The organism is Streptococcus suis (genome assembly GCF_002964045.1).
Classification (GTDB): Bacteria; Bacillota; Bacilli; order Lactobacillales; family Streptococcaceae; genus Streptococcus; species Streptococcus suis_U.
This window is the reverse complement of sequence record NZ_POPB01000249.1, coordinates 1-4,427: the sequence shown is the minus strand read 5'-3', so window position 1 is coordinate 4,427 and position 4,427 is coordinate 1. Positions and strand designations below refer to the sequence as shown.

The window sequence follows — 4,427 nt, the reverse complement described above, 5'->3', positions numbered from 1 at the left end:
GAAGGCCTTTTTATTTTGTCCAGATGAGGTGGTTTAAGCACCAAAACAGCTATTTTTCCCTAAAAACAGTAAAAAAGACAAACACCAAAACGATGTTTGTCTGCAATCTGAAGCCCTTTAAAGAGGGCTTTTATATATTAATCACAAATCACTTATCACAAATCACAAGTGATTAATCACTTGTTTATTAAGATATTAAAAGCTATAATTTAAATAAAGCGTGAATTTTATTACACAAAAAGAGGGGGGAGAAACTTGGAACTAGCATTTAGAGAAAGCTTAAAAAAGATGAGAGGTACCAAATCAAAAGAAAAATTCTCCCAAGAATTAGAAATGAGTAGATCAAATTATTCACGAATAGAATCAGGAAAATCAGATCCAACCATAAAAACACTAGAACAAATTGCAAAGTTAACTAACTCAACGCTAGTAGTGGATTTAATCCCAAATGAGCCAACAGAACCAGAACCAGAAACAGAATCAGAACAAGTAACATTGGATTTAGAAATGGAAGAAGAAAAAAGCAATGACTTCGTGTGAATAATGCACGAAATCGTTGCTTATTTTTTTTAAAAGCGGTATACTAGATATAACGAAACAACGAACTGAATAGAAACGAAAAAAGAGCCATGACACATTTATAAAATGTTTGACGACATTTTATAAATGCATAGCCCGATAAGATTGCCAAACCAACGCTTATCAGTTAGTCAGATGAACTCTTCCCTCGTAAGAAGTTATTTAATTAACTTTGTTTGAAGACGGTATATAACCGTACTAATTCAATGGTTAATTACTCAAGATTGCTAATTGAGGATAAGAATTATCAGGAAGATATTGAATTATCAAAATTTCTTGATGAATTATCATTAGAATGTCGAGATATTATGTCTTCAAAAAAAATTAATTTTCAAATAGTTAATGAATCCCATACCAGAGTGATTAAAGGAAATCGTCTCAACTTAGATCGAGCTTTGATAAATATCTTATCTAATGCGACTAGATTTTGTTCAGAAGAGGGCAAGGTGGTACTGACTATATCTGAAAGTTCCAACTTTATCAGTTTTGAGATTTGGAATAATGGTTTACCATTTACAGAAGAGTCTCTTAAAGATGGAGGAAAACTTTTTTACACAGAGAATAAAGGAAGAAATGATAAGCATTACGGAATAGGACTTTCATTTGCTCAAAAGATAGCTATGAGACATCAAGGTCAATTAATACTCTCAAATCCACAAAATGGTGGTGCACAGGTCACTTTATTAATTAAAAAATTTTAGGGGCTGGTCAAAAAGCCTAATATAAACAAAACCGCATGAAATCTTTCATTTAAAAACGTTGATTTTATGCGATTTTTTATTTCGAAAATTTGAAAAAATCAAAGAGATATCGACTTTTTGCTCAATTTTTTTCTGAACAAATACTGAAATTTCTTTTGTATTATAATAAAAGAAATGGAGGCAGAAAAAATGGAAGTTATCATTCAAAATCTAAGAAAAAGCTATAAAGACAAAGAGGTTTTAAAAGACGTTTCATTTAAAATTGAAGAAGGTACTATTTGTGGTCTTCTGGGAGTAAATGGGGCTGGGAAATCCACCATTATGAAAATTCTTTTTGGGTTAGAAAGAGCTGATAGTGGAGAAGTCATTTTCAATGGAAAGCATAAGGATATTGTAGAAGAAAATAGATTTGATATTGGAGCGTTGATAGAATCTCCTGCTATCTATTTGAATCTTTCTGCATTTGACAATTTAAAAACACGAGCATTGCTACATGATATTCCAGATGAAAGAATTTATGAGGTACTTCAGTTGGTTGGTTTATCTGATACTGGAAAAAAGAAGGCAGGGCACTTTTCATTAGGAATGAAGCAACGACTTGGTTTAGGAATGGCAATTATTACCAATCCTGATTTATTAATTTTAGATGAGCCAACTAATGGTCTAGATCCAGATGGGATAAAAGAATTGCTAAATTTAATTAGGGATCTAAAAAAATCTGGAATGACAGTCCTCTTGTCCAGCCATCAACTAAGTGAAGTCAGCAAAATTGCGGATCAAATCGTTATACTGAATCAGGGCAAGATTTTTTACGATGATATTAATAAGAATTCAAATGATTTAGAAAAACTATTCTTTAGAATTGTCCATGGAGGTGATGGAAATGACTAATATTTTTAAATCTGAGTGGCTGAAGCAAAAATCTAGTTCTGATAAAAAATTACTAATCCTTATTCCTTTGCTAGCAATTTTTATAGCTTTCATACTAGCAGGACCTCTCAATTTAGAAAGTTTTTCAATTTATTGGTGGGAGGGAGGATTCCTTTTCACTCTCCTTGGGTTATTGTTTTTAGCTGATTATAGCGCGGAGGAGAATGCAGGTGCGTTTCAAAATATTAGCTTGGGTAGATATACGTTTACTATTTATTTAGCGAAGATACTGTTGAAGTTCAAGGATGTTTTGATTTCAACCTTTATTTTTACGATAATATTTTATGGCATCTCATTTCTTTTTTCAGGTGTGATATCAGTAGACATTGGTAAAGATTTGATTTGTTTATTACTTATTGGTGTTTCTTCTGCTTGGGTATTACCACTATTATATTTTCTAGCAAAGTGGATAAATCCCTACTTGTTGTTGGCTACAAATTCTCTTATTTGCTTATTAGTTGCTCCTCTAATAGCTCAGACATCGGTTTGGTTCATATTTCCTTATACTTATCACTATAAAATTGCTTATGCTCTTTTACATTTAAAACCCTCAGGTGATTTAGAGGCAGCATTAAGTGGAGTTGAAATATCGACAATTTTAATATCAGTATCTCTTTCAATCTTAGTTTTTGTGAGTTTCCTTAGTTTGTTGAAGTGGAGGATAACTAATGAACAAAATTCTAAAAAGTGAGTTGCTAAAGTTGAAAGGCTCTCTTACTTTAAATCTTATTTTAATTTTATCAATTATTCAATTATTCACAATTCCTCTTTATTTACAGTTTACAAATAATTCAGTTGTAATTGAAAATATCATTTTTTTACCTATGTTAGGATATTGTATATTAGCATCAATTTTCTCTATTTTTCTTCATGAACAAGAGGAAAAAGCAAATTTCTTTCAAAATATTAAAAGCGAAAAAAATAGTGGAATTATTTGGGGAATAAAGCTTATTTCGACAGACTTACTTATGGTTTTATTGGGAGTTCCAGTTTGGATAGTGGTAGGAGTTGAATTTAATAGACTCTCTTACTTTGCGTATGTTGGTGTGATTACTTGGTTATTATTAGTCTTACTTAACCATTTCCATATGTTACTTAGTCTTATCATGGGAAAGGGAGGGAATCTAGTAATTTCTTTTATCGAATGTCTGTTTATTATATTTGCAACCAATAAAGTATTTTTAAATAACTTCTGGTTGCCTATCGTTTTACCTGTTAATATGATCCTAGAAATTGGGAAAAATGAAATTTTTATGATTCTAGTATACTTAATTGGTTTTATCATATTATCGTATTTTTGTAATTTAGCTGTTATGAATAATGTTGAAATTCAAAAAATATGTAAAAAGAGGTAAATTGGTTAGAGGTCACTAAAAGAGTAGAATACAACAAAATTCAATAGATAAAAAGCGAATGACAGCATATTTTGAAATCTAAAGATTGCAGATCATCCGCTTTTTATGTCTATTTTATTATGGCTTCGAGCCAGTTTTTCTCGTAGAGAAAAACAAGAAAACCACCAGCTATGCTGGTGGCTGACAAGGCTTTGAGCTTCCATTTCTTTTTCCTGTTATAATCTAATTGTTCAGGTTAGATAAAGGAGGAAAAAGAAATGGCTAAAACCAGTTACAGTTTATCACATACCAAATGGATGTGCTCTATCACATAGTTTTCACGCCTAAGTACCGTAGAAAATCCATTTACTACAAAATAAGGCAGGACTTAATTGATATTTTCCGTCATCTATGTCGATACAAAGGCGTGGAAATCATTGAGGGACACATGATGCCAGACCATGTTCATATGCTTGTCTTGATACCCCCAAAACTTTCGATTTCCGATTTTATGGGATATTTGAAAAGCAAAAGTGCTCTAATGATATTTGATAAACACGCTAATTTGAAATATAAGTATGGAAATCGAAAGTTTTGGGCTAGAGGCTACTATGTTAGTACCGTTGGACTGAATAAAAAGACAGTTGCGAAATATATTCGCGAGCATGAGAAAAATGACATTGCATTTGATAAATTGAGTGTCAAAGAGTATGAAGATCCATTTTCAGATGGCAGTTTTAGAACAAGATAAAAGCCCGTTGTTACGGGCACAGATTGCAGACAAACATCGTTTTGGTGTTTGTCTTTTTTACTGTTTTTAGGGAAAAATAGCTGTTTTGGTGCTTAAACCACCTCATCTGGACAAAATAAAAAGGCCTTCTTG

Annotated in this window: 5 protein-coding genes and 1 pseudogene; all 6 read left to right on the top strand. The window is 31.8% G+C overall.

Going from position 1 to position 4,427, the window contains the following annotated elements:
* Positions 1 to 255 precede the first annotated feature (255 nt).
* The 6 genes and pseudogenes from C1E99_RS02390 (at position 256) to tnpA (ending at position 4,295) form a co-directional block, all read left to right on the top strand.
* Complete coding sequence (locus C1E99_RS02390; protein WP_002325780.1) at positions 256 to 540, top strand: helix-turn-helix transcriptional regulator; 285 nt, start codon at positions 256 to 258, stop codon at positions 538 to 540.
* Positions 541 to 803: 263 nt separating this feature from the next.
* A complete protein-coding gene (locus C1E99_RS02385) occupies positions 804 to 1,280 on the top strand; it encodes an ATP-binding protein (protein ID WP_238146191.1) in 477 nt (158 codons plus the stop codon).
* 189 nt (positions 1,281 to 1,469) lie between these two features.
* Positions 1,470 to 2,171 carry an ABC transporter ATP-binding protein gene (locus C1E99_RS02380; RefSeq protein ID WP_000452012.1) on the top strand — a complete coding sequence of 234 codons (702 nt, stop codon included), beginning with the start codon at positions 1,470 to 1,472 and terminating at the stop codon, positions 2,169 to 2,171.
* On the top strand, positions 2,164 to 2,901 hold the full coding sequence (locus C1E99_RS02375; RefSeq protein ID WP_000181737.1) for a lantibiotic ABC transporter permease: 738 nt from the start codon (positions 2,164 to 2,166) through the stop codon (positions 2,899 to 2,901). Before C1E99_RS02380 ends, C1E99_RS02375 begins: the two co-directional genes overlap by 8 nt.
* On the top strand, positions 2,879 to 3,565 hold the full coding sequence (locus C1E99_RS02370) for a hypothetical protein (protein ID WP_001033677.1): 687 nt from the start codon (positions 2,879 to 2,881) through the stop codon (positions 3,563 to 3,565). Before C1E99_RS02375 ends, C1E99_RS02370 begins: the two co-directional genes overlap by 23 nt.
* A gap of 257 nt (positions 3,566 to 3,822) precedes the next feature.
* Positions 3,823 to 4,295, top strand: a pseudogene (tnpA, locus tag C1E99_RS02365) (IS200/IS605 family transposase).
* Positions 4,296 to 4,427 lie beyond the last annotated feature (132 nt).